General features: G+C 43.3%; 13 protein-coding genes and 1 pseudogene. 4 read left to right on the forward strand and 10 right to left on the reverse strand.

The window, feature by feature from the left end; translation table 11 throughout:
- Positions 1-49 precede the first annotated feature (49 nt).
- From B2863_RS04455 to B2863_RS04465, 3 genes and pseudogenes are all read right to left on the reverse strand, one after another.
- Positions 50-982: pseudogene (locus B2863_RS04455) on the reverse strand (methionine synthase); the annotation flags it as partial.
- A gap of 54 nt (positions 983-1,036) precedes the next feature.
- Positions 1,037-2,074, reverse strand: a complete 1,038-nt coding sequence (locus B2863_RS04460) for a DUF1852 domain-containing protein (RefSeq protein WP_201566766.1) — start codon at positions 2,072-2,074, stop codon at positions 1,037-1,039.
- Between the two features lie 309 nt (positions 2,075-2,383).
- Positions 2,384-3,271, reverse strand: a complete 888-nt coding sequence (locus tag B2863_RS04465) for an SDR family NAD(P)-dependent oxidoreductase (RefSeq protein WP_296207820.1) — start codon at positions 3,269-3,271, stop codon at positions 2,384-2,386.
- Positions 3,272-3,481: 210 nt separating this feature from the next.
- Here B2863_RS04465 and B2863_RS04470 point away from each other — a divergent pair, with 210 nt between their 5' ends.
- Complete coding sequence (locus B2863_RS04470) at positions 3,482-3,883, forward strand: DUF1622 domain-containing protein (protein WP_296207823.1); 402 nt, start codon at positions 3,482-3,484, stop codon at positions 3,881-3,883.
- Positions 3,884-3,962: 79 nt separating this feature from the next.
- Here B2863_RS04470 and dusB read toward each other — a convergent pair whose 3' ends face one another.
- The 3 genes from dusB to B2863_RS04485 form a co-directional block, all read right to left on the reverse strand.
- Complete coding sequence (gene dusB, locus B2863_RS04475; RefSeq protein ID WP_296207825.1) at positions 3,963-4,994, reverse strand: tRNA dihydrouridine synthase DusB; 1,032 nt, start codon at positions 4,992-4,994, stop codon at positions 3,963-3,965.
- Positions 4,995-5,114: 120 nt separating this feature from the next.
- Positions 5,115-7,160, reverse strand: a complete 2,046-nt coding sequence (locus tag B2863_RS04480; protein ID WP_191115093.1) for a BCCT family transporter — start codon at positions 7,158-7,160, stop codon at positions 5,115-5,117.
- Positions 7,161-7,471: 311 nt separating this feature from the next.
- Positions 7,472-7,912 (reverse strand): HIT family protein, encoded by a 441-nt coding sequence (locus B2863_RS04485; RefSeq protein WP_296207829.1) that lies wholly within the window; start codon positions 7,910-7,912, stop codon positions 7,472-7,474.
- A 233-nt stretch (positions 7,913-8,145) separates the two neighbouring features.
- Between B2863_RS04485 and B2863_RS04490 the strand changes: the two genes are divergently transcribed.
- From B2863_RS04490 to B2863_RS04500, 3 genes are all read left to right on the forward strand, one after another.
- A complete protein-coding gene (locus B2863_RS04490) occupies positions 8,146-8,901 on the forward strand; it encodes a hypothetical protein (protein WP_296207831.1) in 756 nt (251 codons plus the stop codon).
- 220 nt (positions 8,902-9,121) lie between these two features.
- On the forward strand, positions 9,122-11,008 hold the full coding sequence (gene ilvD / locus B2863_RS04495) for a dihydroxy-acid dehydratase (RefSeq protein ID WP_296207833.1): 1,887 nt from the start codon (positions 9,122-9,124) through the stop codon (positions 11,006-11,008).
- A 250-nt stretch (positions 11,009-11,258) separates the two neighbouring features.
- Positions 11,259-12,506, forward strand: a complete 1,248-nt coding sequence (locus tag B2863_RS04500; RefSeq protein WP_296207835.1) for a cation:proton antiporter — start codon at positions 11,259-11,261, stop codon at positions 12,504-12,506.
- A gap of 55 nt (positions 12,507-12,561) precedes the next feature.
- Here B2863_RS04500 and B2863_RS04505 read toward each other — a convergent pair whose 3' ends face one another.
- From B2863_RS04505 to B2863_RS04520, 4 genes are all read right to left on the reverse strand, one after another.
- A complete protein-coding gene (locus tag B2863_RS04505; protein WP_296207836.1) occupies positions 12,562-13,998 on the reverse strand; it encodes a serine hydrolase domain-containing protein in 1,437 nt (478 codons plus the stop codon).
- A 211-nt stretch (positions 13,999-14,209) separates the two neighbouring features.
- Complete coding sequence (locus B2863_RS04510; protein ID WP_296207838.1) at positions 14,210-14,782, reverse strand: beta-lactamase hydrolase domain-containing protein; 573 nt, start codon at positions 14,780-14,782, stop codon at positions 14,210-14,212.
- Between the two features lie 57 nt (positions 14,783-14,839).
- Positions 14,840-15,754, reverse strand: coding sequence for a MaoC family dehydratase (locus B2863_RS04515; protein WP_296207840.1), 915 nt, complete (start codon positions 15,752-15,754; stop codon positions 14,840-14,842).
- A gap of 324 nt (positions 15,755-16,078) precedes the next feature.
- Entirely contained in the window at positions 16,079-17,479 is a 1,401-nt protein-coding gene (locus tag B2863_RS04520) for a 3-oxoacyl-ACP reductase (RefSeq protein ID WP_296207841.1), read from the reverse strand.
- Positions 17,480-17,837 lie beyond the last annotated feature (358 nt).

The raw sequence follows: 17,837 nt of genomic DNA on the forward strand, positions 1-17,837 counted from the left end.
CTGCGGCGTGACCACGTGCGACTTGGCGAGACAAAGGTGCCATGCCTCAGTTGGTCGCAGTATACAGCTTATCAGCATCGACAAATTGTAGCGCTTTTCGTATCGTATCTGCCACCTCTTCTGGTGTCTCCATAGTGTTGGTTGCCACCTCAATGCCACCGACCATCACCGTTTTACCGCGAATCACTTCAATCAGATCCATAGGTACACGTGAGTTTTGACACTCCAGTGAGATGATATCGATTTTCGACTGTTGCAGTTTAGGGAATGCTTTTTCGTATTCGCGCCACTCTGAGCCCAGTGTCTTTTTCCAATCGGTATTGGCTTTGATGCCATAGCCGTAGCAAATATGAACAGCTGTCTCACACTTTAGACCTTCAATGGCACGCTCTAAAGTTGCAATACCCCAGTCGTTTACATCATCAAAGAACACATTAAATGCGGGCTCATCAAACTGGATAATATCGACACCAGCCGCTTCTAATTCTTTTGCTTCTTGATTCAGGATTTTAGCAAATTCCCAAGCCAATTTTTCACGGCTTTTATAATGACCGTCATATAACGTATCAATCATCGTCATCGGCCCTGGCAACGCCCATTTGATTGGCTGATCGGTTTGCTGACGTAAAAACTTGGCATCATCAACGAACACGGACTTTGGACGGCTCACCGCACCAACGACTGATGGCACGCTCGCATCGTAGCGATTACGGATTTTGACCGTCTCACGCTTCTCAAAGTCAACACCATCAAGGTGTTCGATGAACGTAGTCACAAAATGCTGACGGGTCTGCTCGCCATCACTTACAATATCAATCCCTGCATGCTGCTGCTCTTGCAATGATATACGCAGCGCATCTTGCTTGGCTTCAAGCAACTGCTCGCCCTCTAACGCCCAAGGTGACCAAATTTTCTCAGGTTCTGCTAGCCAAGACGGTTTTGGTAAGCTGCCAGCGGTAGACGTCGGTAATAGTAGTTTCATACGATTTATCTTCTGATTAATTTATTTTTTATTATGTTGATGAGTGATGCTCAGTTAAGCGGCTTGCTTCCTAGCCGTTTCTTTATCAGCAGCTTCTTTTTGAGCAGTATCGCCTGTTACATCATAGCTTGTAGCCCATTCCTCAAGGATTGTTTGATACGGCTTAATAAAATGTGTCTCAGTAAATCTGCCTTGGGTCACTGCCATCTGACTACGTTCGGCACGGTCATAGACCACTTGAGTCAATGAATAGTCTTGGTAGTTCAGGCTAGGTTGATACACTTGTCCAGCGCTTGAGTTGGCATTGTAAATCTCAGGACGGTAAATCTTCTGAAAGGTCTCCATAGTACTGATTGCACTAATCAGCTCAAGATCGGTGTAATCACTCAGCAAGTCCCCTGCAAAATAAAATGCTAATGGCGCGGCGCTACCTTCAGGCTTAAAATAACGTACCGTTAAGCCCATTTTATGAAAATAGTCGTCGGTCAACGAGTATTCATCTTGCTTGTACTCAATGCCCAATACAGGATGCTGATTGACAGTACGGTAGTAAGTCTTGCTGGTTGAAACGCTCAGGCAAATCACAGGTTTTTTGTGAAAGTGAGCGTTGTAAGCTTCTGAATTCAATAAATATTGAAACAGCTTACCGTGCAACTCACCAAAATTATCTGGCGTTATGGATGCTAGGTTTTTGTCGCGATGCTCTGGTAATACAATACTAAAGTCATAATCACGCACATAAGATGAGAAACTGTTGCCAACCATGCCGTCGATACGCTTGTTCTCTTTGTGATCCACAATCGTGGTTTTTAGCGTTTCGATAATAGGAAAGGTCTGACCATTGCCTTTAACATCTAGATCGACAGAGATGATATCAACTTCAACAGAATAACGATCTGCTGTCAGATTGTCCCAATGCGCCAATGCATTGAATCGATTATTAATCATGGTTAACGTTTTGCGTAGGTTCTCTTGGCGGTGCTCACCGCGTGCCAAATTTGCAAAGTTAGTCGTCAAACGCGTACTATCTGCAGGCTGATAGTTTTCGTCAAAACGAATGTGCTTAATTGAACAATTGAATTCTTTACTCATGGTGATCCGCTACCTTATTTATCTGAGATAAAACCAAATATGTGTATGAGGTGAATCATACCGAAATCTAAACATGAATAAAAACGATACAATCTAAACATAAGATGAATTTTATTCATCTTATTAAAAATTAGAGATACAAAGGAAATTTAACAGCGGAAGTTTTAAGAGTTCACTTAACGTATAACTAAGCCTTTAACATACTGGCGGCGAAGAAGGCTTTTATACTGCTTAAGAGTATTTGAGGCATAAAAAAAGGATACCGTAGTATCCTTTTTATTCAAATTCGAGCCTGATAACACATCGATTCTAGTGATGCTCACCAGGAAGAATTTTGGCAAAGGCACGCTGAGCAAGGTTAGGCTTGCTATCAGTCGTTTGTGCGGCGGTCGAACTTGGGAAAATGCGATAACCAATGGACTGGACGCCAACGTTAAAGGCTGGTACCAGTGAATAAGTCGCCGATGCAAATTTACCCATATTACTAGCGATGCTATTTGGCTTATGAACGATGGCTTTTGCGACCATCATCGCTGCTTCGTCAGGCATCAGTGCTGGCATATAACGATATAGCTTGGTTGGCGCAATCATCGGGGTACGCACAAGTGGCATAAAGATATTGGTCACTTTGATATTATCGCCTTTGACTTCAGCAGCCAAACAGCGACTAAATGCGTCTAAGGCAGCTTTTGACGCGACATATGCTGAAAAGCGAGGGCTGTTTGCCAATACTCCAATTGATGAGATATTCACGATTTGACCAGTTTGGCGACCAATCATCGTTGGCAAGAAACCAAGAATGATTTTGACCGCGCCAAAATAATTAATCTCCATGGTACGTTCAAAATCATGAAAACGGTTGACCGACTCATGCACTGAACGGCGAATCGAACGACCCGCATTGTTGACTAGTACATCGACATGCTTAAAGTCAGCCAAAATATTTTCACTGGTTTTTTCAATCTCATCCATATTGGTCAGATCGCATGGATAGTAACTAGCCGCGCCGCCAAGTGTTTCAATATTTTCTTTGACCATTTTTAGCTTATCTTCAGTACGGGCCAGCAAAATAACATGCGCGCCGCATTCACTGAGCAAAAAAGCCGTACGCTCGCCGATACCACTTGAAGCGCCTGTGATGATAATATTCTTGCCTTTGACGGCTTTGGTGATTGCTTTTTTCGAGAGATTGGCCATAAAAAGTCCTTTTCGTTTATTCTATAGTTATTGGTATTCGGTTATAGCATAGCAAAAAATGTCGTATGGAGTGAACAAAACCATAGTGGGCGTTAGCTAACGGGACTTTTACAAATTTCGTCGACATAAATATTTATAAATATATTTTTAGCTTGTTGTTAACTACTAAGTGCTAAGCTTTTTTCTGATCAATTATGAGGGGCACCTGCTTTGATAGACACACTAACTCACTATATCGACTTAATTGCCAAAATGATCGAAGTCATTGGCGTCCTCATTATGTTTTTTGGACTATTTCTTGCTTTATATAGAGCTTTTCGAGCGTCTGGCCATTTCAACAATGATACTTACGTCGAGATCAGACAGACCGTAGGCAAGTCTATATTGTTGGGGTTAGAAGTGCTGATTGCCGCTGATATCGTGGCTACTGTCGTCACCGAGCCATCGCTACGTAGCGTACTGGTGCTAGGTTTTATCGTACTGATTCGAACCTTTTTAAGCTTATCGCTACAGGTTGAACTAGAAGGTCGATTCCCTTGGCAAAATAGAAAGCCTGCGCCTGACAAACAGTCTGATACTGACAATCATACTGTGCCAATTGACAAAGCATAGCTGTTGGACAAAAATGCCATCAAGAAACGATGCATAGAAATAACTAGCACTGATTTATAAAACAATATTTAAGCGATTACTATTCGTGCGCCTGCAAAAAAGTTTCGACAACTTTGAATTGCCCAGTGGTACTTTCTTCGCCATACATCGCCTGTCTAAAGGCGTTAGAGTTTGGAATGCCTGTCGTATACCATGCAATATGTTTACGAGCGATACGGCAGCCTGAGTACTCCCCGTAGAAATCATAAAGCTCTTGCAAATGAGCCAGTACGATCTCTTTTATCTCACTAACGCTCGGTGCCTCTAGACGCTCGCCAGTACGCAAGAAATGCTCAATATCGCGAAATATCCATGGTTGCCCTTGTGCAGCACGCCCAATCATCACCGCATCACAGCCTGTCATCTTATAGACGTGTTGGGCTTTTTGTGCGCTATCGATATCACCGTTAGCAATGACAGGAATACTGATGCTTTCTTTGACTTCACGTATTAGCTCATAGCGTGCATTACCTGTGTACATGTCTTCACGCGTACGTCCATGAATAGCAATCGCTGCAATGCCCGCCTGCTCAGCACGCTTGGCGACTCGTAAGATGTTTTCACGACCGTTTTCAAAGCCTAGACGTGTCTTTAGCGTGACAGGCGCATCAACGGCATTGACCGTTGCATCTAGCAATCGCGCGACCAAATCCTCATCTTGCAACAATGCAGAGCCTGCCAGCTTACGACAGACCTTTTTGGCCGGACAGCCCATATTAATATCGATAATCTGTGCGCCATTATCAATTTGATAACGAGCCGCTTCAGCCAGTTTGTCCGGCTCAGCACCTGCTATCTGCGCCGAAATAGGCGCAATCTCATTGTCAAAATTGGCACGGTACAGAGATTTTTTGCGTGCATAAAGCGCCGTGTCAGCGATGATCATTTCACTGACCGCATGGCCTGCGCCAAATGATTTGCATAATCGGCGAAAGGGATTGTCTGTCACGCCTGCCATCGGTGCGACCATCAAACGGTTTTCAATCGTCAGGCCACCGATATTTAGTGGCTGTAATAGCGGATGATCAGACAAAGTCGAGGACGAAGGTAAAATGGGAGAATCAATAGACATAAAAAACGGCTTGATTTGTAAGGAAAACAAGCCGTTATTCTAAGGATTCGTGCACATAATGCAAGCTATTCACGTGAATAACTTGCATAAGCATTGGTCATTTTTGATACATTTCATACATTATTTATCAAGCACACTGCCCTGCTCTAGCGTGATGTCATCATCATGCTCCTGCATGCGCCACGGCAGGCTATCAGGCGATACATTGAGGAAATGTAAATACTTCTCAAACTGATCGATGATGTCATTAATCACTGATTCAGATTTGTAGCCGTATAAGTCATAGGTCTGACCACCACGGCGTAGATACACCTCAGCGCGATGATGATGCTCTTGTGGCAAGGTATCCGCACTGTCTTCAGTATAATAATCAGGCGCATCATGCTCAGATAAGCGAACTTCATACCAAAATTCAACATCGTCACCGCGCTGTAGCTCTAATACGGCTCGGTTATTAACCGCGTCATAGTTGACCTCAGTCGTCCAACCAGTTTCTGCAAATTTAGACGACACCTCCATCATCGAAGGCATAACCACTTCTTTGATATAACTTAAGACCTTTTCACGCGTTGGCTTATCGGTCATATAGTCAATACGCTCGCGCCATGCAGACGGTTTGAGTAGATGCGGCGGCAGTCTGTTGTCATTACCAAGGCTTTGATTACGATGTCCTTCGATACGCAGCGCACGCCACATGCCAAACATTGAAATAAGAATAATAATCGCAAATGGTAACGCACTAACGATAGCCGCTGTTTGTAGGGCTTCTAAACCACCTGCAAGTAGCAATACTGCTGCGACAGCACCTTCAGTTACTACCCAAAAGCTACGCTGCCACCATGGTGTATCACTGCGACCACCTGCCGCTAGCGAGTCGATTACCAATGAGCCAGAATCCGAAGACGTCACAAAAAAGGTAATAATCAATAAAATGGTCAACGACGACACAAATTCAGTAAACGGTAGATTCTCTAACAGTTTAAACAAAGCAATCGCTTGGTTGTTTTGTACTTCACTGATTAATGAGGTATAACCATCGACCATAATCATGTGTAGCGCGGTATCACCAAACACCGAAAACCAGAAGAACGTAAAGAAAGTCGGTACCAGCATCACACCCAATACAAACTCACGAATAGTACGACCACGGCTAATCTTGGCGATAAACAGACCTACAAAAGGTGCCCATGCAATCGTCCATGCAAAAATAAATAAAGTCCAGCTGCCGATCCAATTGCTATTCTCGTATGCTTGCAAGCTAAAGGTACGTTCAACGATATTACCCAAATAGCTACCCGTATTTTCCATAAAGGCGTTCAAGATAAAAATGGTCGGACCGACAACAAATACGAACAGCATCAGCGCAGTTGCCAATAGCATATTCAAAATAGATAAGCGTTTTACGCCCTTGTCCATACCTGCCAATACCGATACCAATGCCGCGGCTGTCACCAAGGCAATGGCAATCACCTGTACGGTCGTATTCACTGGAATGATATCTGGCAATAGATAATTGAGTCCCGCATTGATTTGCGACACCGACAAGCCAAGACTGGTCGCAATACCAAACATCGTACCTAGTATCGCAAACACATCGACTGTATGACCGATAGGGCCATGAATCCTGTCACCAATAATCGGGTACAACGTCGAGCGTATTGATAGTGGTAAACCATGACGAAACGCAAAATAAGCTAGTGATAAACCAACGACACCATAAATCGCCCAAATATGGAACCCCCAATGGAAATACGCAATTTGCATCGCCTCTTTTGCCGCAGCAATAGTCTGCGGATCCGACATTGGCGGACTAGAAAAGTGCATCACTGGTTCCGCTACCCCATAAAACAGTAGCGCAATCCCGTAACCTGCCGAAAACAGCATGGCAAACCATTCAAGAAATCCGTACTCCGCCTCAGCATGATCAGGGCCCAGCTTGATACTGCCATAAGACGAAAACGCCAGTACAATAATGAACATCAAAAACAGTGCCACTGCCAGCATATAAAACCAACCGAATGTCTCAGTCGTAAAACTAAGCACATCACTAAACAGAGCACCCGCTGCTTCAGGATTGATCGCGGTACCAATGACCAATAACAGCATAATAATTGCTGCAGGCACAAAGACTGGTAATAAAATAGTCGAACGAGGTAATTTACTCATTAAAGATAATATCCTCAAAAGTTGACGATGCCTTTTTATAGAAAAGTTTTAATTAAGGCAAAGATTAGAAAGTGTGTGTGAATGGTTATAATAATTATCACACTCTTTTCCAAAACCCTAGACAAGCGTTCAACTCGTAACATGACTTTAACGAATGTTACATGACTATTACCAAGAAAATAAAAAAGGCAGCTTGCTAGCTGCCTTTTGATTGTATATGTATTTTTTTAGTGATTTATAATCTATAAATGCTCGCTAATTCGTAAATACCAATATTTTTTATACCTAAACAGAAGCACTCTGTTTCCTAACTAGGCATTAATCACTGCCGCCAACTTCTGCGCAATATCTGCCAAATCATTATTATCAGCTTGGGTCACTGCATGACGTCCTAACTCATGAATACTTGATGGAATGAGATGCACATGATAATGAAAGACCGTTTGACCTGCTTGTGAGCCATTCAACTGCATTTGGATAACACCTTCACGCTCAAACACTTGACGCTGGGCTTGCATAACCTTTTTAGAGGTCATTAATACCGCAGCAGCATACTCTGGCTCAAGATCGGCCAAATCAACAGCTTTTTGCTTCGGTATCACCAATACGTGGCCTTCTGCTTGCGGCATGATATCCATAAAGGCGAGCGTTTTATCATCTTCATATACTTTATGATACGGAATATCACCATCTAGCATTTTGGCAAAGATATTATTGTCGTCGTAAGTAGTCTGTTGATTCAATTCAGTCATTATTTCTTCCTTTAAGGGTTTTATTATTAGTTAATTAATAGTTTACTAGCTATCCAAAATAGATAAAAGCATCTGTCATATAGTGGACGAAATATAGTTTTAGTACAAGTCAGTATGACAATCGAATTTGAAAAATATCAAGCCATATTCCAACCATGCTAGCTCACTAATTTATTGGCAGGCCGTACCCTTAAAATGTTATATTAACCCTCTATTTTAATAACGCTATGTTTATGGATTTGCCTACTTTGCCAACTCAAACAGATATGGATAACACTGCTGCAACCCTTGATAATAAGGAAGAACACTCTGATATTGAGAGTGAAAGTGGTACTCAAACCATTGATCCGAACGCTATCATATTAGCAGAAGCATTGACTGATAAAGCCATCAGCTGGCAGATACACAATTGTAAAATTATAAAGAAAACTGTCACGCAAGATTTGCCTCTGCCTTTTTTGTATCACTATGACAGTTTGGATGATGCAATCAAACAAACGCACCCGCTCACTCCTAAGCTACTGATTCAATTCAACACACCCATGTCGGCTCATAAAGCTGCCAAATTAATCGGCATTGACGAGGAGCTGCTGACCAGTCCTTGGCATGTGAAAATTATTGGCTCGTTGGTCGTCTTTAGTGAGGCATTGCAGTTGGCTGTACGGCTACACTGGACCAATACGGGTAAAGAGACGCAGCAGGTATATACCAAGAATGCTGCCGACGCTATTATTGCCGCTTTTAAAGACTGGCAGTTTTTTGGTCGTGTAGACGTCCTTTATAAAAATAATAAGCAGACATTAGTTAGTATTGACGAGCAAAACCCTAATACGCAAGCACTACCTGCCGAATCATTGCTGACGATTGAAGCTAGTAGCGATTATCAACAGCTACTGGCTACTCATGCGCTTGCAGCCATTGTGAAATTAGAAGCAGACAAAGCTGATCTTCCTTGGTTTGACAAAGCCATATTAGAACGTATTGAATAGATGTTTTGAATAACTGTTTTTTCGCTCATCGCTTGTGATTATTAATTCATTATTATTAATTCACTGTTATTAGCATATTGTTTTTAGTTATTCATATCTAATGGTATGGTAACGAATTAGTATTATTCACTAGTACTCACTCTCTATAAAAAGCACACTATCCCTATTAAAACTGAGGGTGCACATTTTAACAACCCCGCCTATTTGTAAGGAATATCACATGGATTATCGCTCAAAAACCTCTACCGGCGGTCGTAATATGGCAGGCGCGCGCGCATTATGGCGTGCAACCGGCATGACTGACGGCGACTTTGGCAAGCCAATCATTGCGATTGCTAACTCTTTTACCCAGTTTGTACCCGGCCATGTGCATCTAAAAGACCTTGGACAACTGGTCGCCCGTGAGATTGAGCAAGCAGGCGGCGTTGCCAAAGAGTTCAATACCATTGCGGTCGATGATGGTATTGCGATGGGCCATAGCGGTATGTTGTACTCGCTACCAAGCCGCGATTTGATCGCTGACTCTGTCGAATATATGGTCAATGCCCACTGTGCAGATGCGTTAGTATGTATCTCCAATTGTGACAAAATCACTCCGGGTATGTTGATGGCCGCCATGCGCCTTAACATTCCAGTGGTGTTTATCTCAGGTGGCCCAATGGAAGCGGGCAAAATCTTAGCCAGTACCGTTGGTAAGAGCCACAATACCGATAGTAGTGACAGCAGTGCTGTTCGCAAGCTTGACCTTGTCGATGCGATGATGGACGCTGCTGATGATAGCATTAGCGATGAAGACGTCGCTGCTATCGAAGCTTCAGCCTGCCCTACTTGTGGTTCGTGCTCTGGTATGTTCACAGCCAACTCGATGAACTGCTTGACCGAAGCTTTAGGCCTAGCACTACCAGGTAACGGCTCACTGCTAGCTACTCACTCATTGCGCCGCGAGCTATTCTTAGAAGCGGGTCGTACCATTGTTTCGCTTGCTAAGCGTCGTTATGAGCAAGATGATGACTCTGTGCTGCCACGCTCTATCGCTACCAAAGCTGCTTTTGAAAATGCCATGAGCCTAGATATCGCTATGGGCGGTTCTACCAATACCATCTTGCATTTACTTGCTGCGGCCAATGAAGCAGAGATTAACTTTAAGATGGCTGATATTGACCGTTTGAGTCGCGGTGTGCCTTGTCTTGCAAAAGTAGCACCTGCCTCACAGAAATACCATATGGAAGACGTGCATCGTGCTGGCGGTGTCTTTGCATTACTCGCTGAGCTTGATCGCGCTGAATTACTAAAAACTGACGTGCCGACTATCCATAGCGCAACGATGAAAGAAGCGATCGACAAGTGGGATATCATGAACCCTGACAATCATGAAGCTCGCGCACGCTTCCTTGCAGCACCTGGTGGCGTACGTACCACAGAGGCGTTTTCACAATCAAAAGAGTGGTCAAACCTCGACGTCAACCGTGAGTCAGGCTGTATCCGTAGTGCCAAACACGCCTACTCTACAGATGGCGGCTTAGCCGTACTATATGGCAATATCGCCGAGCGCGGCTGTGTGGTCAAAACCGCAGGCGTCGACGAAAGCATCTTGACCTTTACTGGTCGTGCGCGACTATTTGAATCACAAGATGATGCGGTTGCTGCGGTATTGGCTGATCAAATCGTTGCAGGCGATGTCGTCATCATTCGCTACGAAGGCCCTAAAGGCGGCCCTGGTATGCAAGAAATGCTTTATCCAACGACTTATCTGAAGTCAAAAGGATTGGGTAAAGAATGCGCCCTACTCACCGATGGTCGTTTCTCTGGTGGTACATCAGGTCTATCCATTGGTCATGCTAGCCCAGAAGCTGCTGAAGGCGGTGCGATTGGTTTGGTCGAAGAAGGCGATAGTATTCATATCGATATCCCAAATCGTACCATCAACATGCAAGTGAGCGACGCAGACTTAGCCGCTCGCCGAGAAGCTATGGAGGCGCGTGGACGTGATGCATGGAAGCCTGTCAATCGTGATCGTCATGTCTCACCAGCATTACGTGCTTATGCGGCTATGACCACTAGTGCTGATACTGGCGCCGTACGTGACGTGAGCCAAGTGGAGCGCTAGTCTGTAAGCTATCAATGCTCCAAACATACTGATAAAAATATATTAAGCCTGCGTAATGCAGGCTTTTTTTTCACCAAAAAACAACGTAGCGGTCGTTTTGATAACTATTTTTTGCGGTAATTATTTTATTTTGACGTCATGATAAAGAGTATCAGTGACTGACTATCAACTATTGCTGTTAATTGTCATCGATATCTAAAACTACTTTTTTAAAATCGACCCTTAAAACATAACGACGTGCGTAAACCTTATGATTGAAAAATACAACTTATTCTTATTAATCTGCGGGATTGCCTTTTTACTCGGGGCCTTGTTTCCTGTTATTTTTAAGCGCACCTCTATATCATTACCGATGCTCCAAGTCAGCTTCGGTCTGATGATGGGCTACTGGTGGACGTCTTTATCCTTTTTAGACCCACTTGATAACGGTTTACTCATCGAGAAACTGACTGAGATTGTTGTATTGGTCTCATTGGTTGGTGCTGGTATTAAAATCGACACTGAGTTGTCTTGGCGACTGTGGCGACCAACAGTAAGACTGCTACTTATCACCATGCCTATTGGTATTTTTGCGATGGCAGTCTTGGGGTATTACGCGTTTGGTTTGAGCCTTGGTGCAGCTATTTTATTAGGTGCAGTGTTAGCACCCACTGATCCAGTATTAGCTTCGAGCATTCAGGTGGGACCTCCCAATACAGGAGGAGAAGACACACCGCGCTTTACTTTAACGTCAGAGGCAGGATTGAACGATGGTCTGGCTTTTCCGTTTGTGTACCTAGCGATTAAGATTGCAGAAGCATTCAGTGAAGGCAAAGCCTTTACCTACGAGATGCTATGGTCGTGGTTTACTCATGATGTCTTATGGAAAATTGGCGCAGGCGTAGTGGTGGGTGTATTAGTTGGTAAATTATTGGCCAAAATCGTGTTTTCTAAACATACCCGTGAGACTACTATCTCGCAAGGCTATGTGGTTATTGCATTGACGCTACTAGCCTATGGTCTTGCCGAGTATGTGCACAGTTATGGCTTTATCGCTGTATTTGTGGCCGCATTTGCGTTTCGTCGCTCGGAGTGTGAGCATACCTATCACCAAAAACTGCATGATTTCGCTGAGCAATCAGAAGGCTTACTGATGTCATTAGTTCTGGTTATCTTCGGTATGTTCCTTGGTCAAGGATTGCAGGCAGGTGTCGAGTTGACATGGCGTGTCTATATCGTCAGCTTTACTTTCCTACTACTTATACGTCCGATTGGTGGATTTATTGCTTTATCAGGATTGAACTTACCTCATACCGAGAAATACGCGATATCAGCTTTGGGTATTCGCGGTATCGGTACTTTGTATTATCTGTCTTATGCGCTTAATCAAGGTTTCTTCGCGGATGAAGATGCGCTTAAATTGTGGATTGTTTGTTCAATTGTCATTTTGACTTCTATCTTTATCCACGGTCTCAGCGCATCAAGATTGCTCAAAATGACACCAAACAAGCAGCATTAACATTAATGCTGCTTATATTTGAAACAGAATTAATTCGCGATTGAAGTTGGCACTATTAAAGTATCTCTTCTACCCAGCTCAAGACAGCTTCTGTCAGCGAAAACTGACGAACGTCATTGAGCATGGTGGTATCAAAATTGTGAATAAAAGCAAATGACAATTGGCGCTCAGGGTCGCACCAAGCAACCGATCCGTTATATCCCATATGCCCAAATCCTGATAAAGCAGGACTTATTCTCTTATCCGTATCATTGTTGTTAGCATACAAGCTAAATAATCTATGATAGCCCAATCGCCATTTCATGGCCGCTGGCATAACCGCATCTAAACCCTCAACCTGCGGTGTAGATAACTGCTCAAAAGTAGCACTATCGATCAGTATTTTTCCTTGCCATATACCGCCATTAGCGAGCATTGCATAAATCGTTGCCAGTGCTTTAGCGGAAGCGACACCATTTGCCGCTGGAATGATCGCCTGTAGTGTCTGAGGGTTATGATAATCAAGCGCGTGCTTGCCAGCAGGTATCAGAGCTGCCTTATAGTTTTTTAGATTGAGCTGACTGGTATTAAAATATAAGCTATTGATACGCGCCGTATTTAATATAGGTTGTACGCTATCATTATTAGAGCTATCTAGATTTTCATCAAGGCTGTCATCAAGGCTACTTTGCGTCTCAGCTGCACGCTTGTCGTTTAGCATTTTCTGTTGCCAGCAATGATAACTAGGTAAGCTTGCATAAGTACGTAAAGTCTCTTGAGAGTCTACTTTTAAGGTTGGTTTTTGACGTCTCGATTTTAATTGAGAGCTTGTATCCTCTGTTTCTTCAAAATCTTTGGCCAATTTTGCCACCTGATCTACTTTACTCTCTGGCACACCAAAATAGCAGCTGTCGGCAATACCCAGAGGCTCCGTTAGATACTGGCGCAGTGCTGCAGCGAATGGTAAGTTCGTAACCGCCTCTACTACGCCGCCCAATACCCAACCGTAGACCAATGCACTATAAGCGCTGTCATATTTGGGCGCATCTTCGGGAGAGTTAATGGGCATCGCTGCAATGTGGCGCAGCATCGTATCCCAATCGAGTACTGTCTCACTATCGACATCGATACTTTGAATCGAAAACAAATCGGCCTGATGTGACATAACTTGTCGTAACGTCATTTGGTCTTTACCGTTTGCAGCAAACTCTGGCCAGTAATGGGCAATAGGTTTGTCATATTCGATCAGTTGCTGCGAAACCAGCACATGAACCAATGTTGCCAATACCCCTTTACCAGTAGAAAAATTAATCGCCAACGTATTGGGCTGCCACGACATATCAGGACGCGCCATACCTGTACTGGCTTGCGCAATGCACTGACCTGCTTGATACACGGCCACAGCCCCGCCAGCAGGTGCATCATCAAGCTGTAAATCTGTCAGTAGTTGCTGTAATTTGTTTTGAAAGTCAACGTTTATAGATGTATTAGAATTTTCTGTATTATGATCCATTATTATTACCTTGCTCCAGTGATATAAGTTATTCTATTTTTAAGATGATAGTAATACACAAGCTATATAAAATATTCGAACCAGTATAAATGAATTATGAGCCAATAAAAAAGGCCACCTATTGGTCGCCTTTTTTATTATTTATTCCGATAATATTTTTAGAGTTTGCTAACGTCTAAGACAGCACTAACATTCGATGCCATAAATCTGGTTAGCGCGGTACTAGCAAACGATTATGGACTTCTTGTTCAAGCTTAGTCAAACCATGACTGCGACCACGTTCCATCGCTGTATCCATCTTACGTCCACGTAACCATCCTGCCCGCAGCGCAATTGCGGCTCCTACTCTATTACCCGACCCACAGTGCATAGCGACTTTTTTGCCATGGTGCTGGCGTAATACATTATCAAATGCCAATATTTTAAGCTGCTTTAACTCTTTAGCACCGCTGATAGGCAGCTGTTCGTAGTGCATACCTGCCTGCTCAACTGCTGATGCCTCATCAAAGCTCAACTCGTCATCAGGCTGCAAGTTGATGACCAGCTCGACGCCCGCTTTCGCTAAAGCCGCGACTTTTTTGTCATCTAACGCACCGCATACGATAGTGTTTGCGTCTGGACGAAAATAAGGCTCAAAGATAACGGCCAAATCAATGCCATTATCGGCACTAACATGAATGTTAGCGACGCTATCGTTAGCAGCGACCGTATCAGTCGCTATCGAGTTATCTGTTTGATCTACGTCTATCGCGTTTTCTTCTGAAGGCATGTTTTGTGAAGTCATAATAATAAATATGTACGTTAAATATGGCTGTTAAATAGAAGCTTTATGATGTTTATACTACTTGCTGTCACTCTTTAGTGTTACAACACCCGCCAAATGAGGTTTATTGTTTTTAGAGCTATATAGTCCAAACTCACAAGTATCATCTACGTTTGTAAGTTGAACTACTGGCTCAGCAATCAACTCTACTTCAGCTGGTAAAAAGATAGGCAGCTTAAATGAGACGTCAATCGTGTAAGCATCAGGCAAGTCGCCCATTAGAGCAAGGCACTTAGCCTTTGACCACATACCGTGTGCAATCGCTTTAGGGAAACCAAACGCGCGTGCTGATAGTGGATGCAAATGAATCAAGTTAAAGTCGCCTGAGACAAAAGCATAACGACGACCGATATCTTCTGGCACTTCAAAAATGCTATGAACACCTTCTTCGTTTACTTCAGGCTTGACCATGACCGGACGCGGTGTGCTCTTTTTATCTTTACTGCTAGGTTTTTTGCTACGTGATAAATAAGTTGACGTGCCTTCCCAGATGACTTCATCTTCTGACTTTACGATAGTCACAAAGTCAAACTGCTGACCTTGGGCATGATCGCGCAGGTTATCAAAAGTGACCGACATTGCTACCGTTTCACGCTCTCCAATCGGGCGATACTGGGTGACGCTATTATCAACGTGAACAAGACCCAACATAGCAAATGGGAATGGCTCTTTGACCATCATGTTCATCTGCAGCGTCTGTGACAATACTGAAAAGTAAGTTGCTGGCACTTTGCCATCATCAGCAAAACCGCAAATTTTACGATAGTCATCTAGGTTTTCTTGATCGATATGCAAGTCATCTACATAGTAAGTAGATTGTGGCAACTGGTCTCTACTGACCTTGCCACCATTACCGATAGGCAATAAGCTTTTGACAATATTGGCATAAGTGGTGTGCGCTTTTGGCAACGCATCATAATGTTTGTCTGACATAAGTACATCCTAAGTGTGGCTTGAACAAGTTCTTTAATGTATATAAAGACAATCTGCAGTCATTGACTAAAGCCTACTATTAAATCATCTAATAAGCATTAAATTCAATCAACCTCATGAGTATCTTTAATAGCAAAAAATAGTTTGGCTATTGGTTCTTGTGTTTTTATCATAAAAAAGCCACCCTTGGGCAGCTTTATTACACTTTATCAGAGATTATTTCGTAAGCATATGTGATACAAACGAGAAATAATAGCTCATATGATACAACTACTTTCTCTACCTGCACCTTATTTCTCACATATACCTATCAATTAATCAATGTTATGCACCAAGTAAGCTTTGACCACAGACGCGAACCGTGTTGCCATTTAGACCGCCAGACGCAGGTGAAGCGAACCATGCGATAGTCTCAGCCACATCTACTGGCAGGCCGCCTTGGCTCATTGAGTTCATGCGGCGACCAGCTTCACGAATAGCAAATGGAATGGCTTCTGTCATTTGGGTTTCGATGAAACCAGGAGCGACTGCATTGATCGTCATGCCTTTAGCATTGTCTTCTAATTGCTTGGCAGTTGCGTTAACCAAACCAATTACCCCAGCTTTAGAAGTGGCATAGTTGGTCTGACCCATGTTGCCAGCGATACCTGAAATTGACGACACACATACGATACGTGCGTTTTCTTTCAGTACGTCATTGTCCAACAAGTAGCGATTCAATCTAGCGATACTGCCCAAGTTGATATCAATGACCATGTTCCACTTTTTCTCATCCATTTTAGCCAACGTCTTATCACGAGTCACGCCAGCATTATGGATGATTGAATCTAAACCACCACGTTTTTGGGCAGCGTCAGCGATTTCTGCACCAGCGTCTTCACTAGTGATATCTACTGTCAAAGCAGAGCCACTGATTTCGCTAGCAACTTTTTGTAGGTCAGCTTGCTGCTGCGGTACATCTAGACAGATAACATGCGCCCCTTCACGAGCCAATACACGAGCGATAGCTTCGCCAATACCACGACTTGCGCCAGTCACTAGCATAGTTTTACCGCCCAAAGGCTGGTTCCAGTCAACATCGACTGAGCTGCCTTTACTGACACGTACTACTTGTCCTGATACGTAAGCTGAACGAGCTGAGGTAAAAAAGCGTAAGGTTGAATCTAGGTTTTGCTCTGCGCCTTCTTCAACATAAATCAGCTGCGCTGTGATACCGCGCTTAAACTCTTTACCCACTGACTTCACAAAACCCTCAAGCGAGCGTTGAGCCATTGCAGATTCAATATCAGTGATGTTCTCTGGCGTACGACCAACCACAACCACACGGCCTGATTTTTCTACGCGGCGTGCAACTGTATGGAAAAACTCATAAAGCTCTTTTAGCTGTTCAGCATTGCTGATATTACTGGCATCAAAAAGCAGTACTTTGAATTGATCATCGCCGCCCGTGTTAGCTTTTGTCTCAACGCCTGCATCAGCAAGTGCGTCTTTGATATCATCACTGCTGTTTACATATACTTCGGCATGGACGTCTGACAGGATACGGGCAACAGACTCACTGACACTCTTGTCATCACCAGTAGCACGGCCAACCAATACGCTACCACGCACCAAACGCTCACCGCTTTCGAAACGATCAAGCGTCGTTGGCATCGGCAAACCTAAGTTTTTTGCTACTTTTTTGCCAATAGAAGATTGAACAAAATCACCGTAACGGTCTGACATAATATAATCCTTATAATTAATGATTCGTATAATAATAAAAAATGCAATGAATCTATTATATAGAGACATTGACATCGTAATTATTTAAATTTAGTAAATCGCCTCAAAACTAGCCTAACTATACACTTCCCTTATAAACAAGTCCAAAAACAGATAATGTCTACAACAATCTGTAAACAAGTCAGTATACAAGCCAGTCGTTTTTAGCAGCGTTAAGCGCCACTATAACATGTTAAAATCTGACCTATAGGTTATGGCATACTTAATTATTGATAACAATATATTATCAAACGTACTGTTATGCAATGCTAATATTTCTTACTAGCCAGTCTATTAGAGCGATGCGTCATGGTCATGA

Source organism: Psychrobacter sp. UBA3480, assembly GCF_002377945.1.
GTDB lineage: Bacteria > Pseudomonadota > Gammaproteobacteria > Pseudomonadales > Moraxellaceae > Psychrobacter.